The organism is Vibrio sp. 704 (genome assembly GCF_033339295.1).
Genome location: NZ_JAWOUH010000830.1, coordinates 1 through 561, shown reverse-complemented (window position 1 = coordinate 561; position 561 = coordinate 1). Strand labels below are relative to the sequence as shown.

Annotated in this window: 1 pseudogene; it reads left to right on the top strand. The window is 48.5% G+C overall.

The annotated features are described in order from the left end of the window. Positions 1-561 (top strand): annotated as a pseudogene (gene glnA, locus R7R24_RS29380) (glutamine synthetase); the annotation flags it as partial.

The following is a 561-nucleotide window of genomic DNA, read 5'->3' as shown; positions in this document are numbered from 1 at the left end:
CGCAAAACGCGCTGAAGACTACATGCGCTCAACAGGTCTCGCAGATACAGTGCTTGTTGGTCCTGAGCCAGAATTCTTCCTATTCGATGACGTGAAGTTCTCTAACGACATGTCAGGTTCTTTCTTCAAGATTGACGACATCGAAGCAGCATGGAACACAGGCAGCGACATCGAAGGCGGTAACAAAGGCCACCGTCCAGGCGTTAAAGGTGGTTACTTCCCAGTAGCTCCGGTTGACTCTTCTCAAGACATCCGCTCTGCAATGTGTCTAATCATGGAAGAAATGGGCCTAGTTGTTGAAGCGCACCACCACGAAGTGGCGACTGCGGGTCAAAACGAAATCGCAACTCGTTTTAATACGCTAACAACGAAAGCTGACGAAATCCAAATTTACAAATACGTAGTACATAACGTTGCTCACGCATTTGGTAAAACAGCGACATTCATGCCTAAACCACTCGTTGGCGACAACGGCTCTGGCATGCACGTTCACCAATCTCTAGCAAAAGACGGTGTTAACCTGTTTGCTGGCGACAAGTACGGCGGTCTATCTGAAACAGC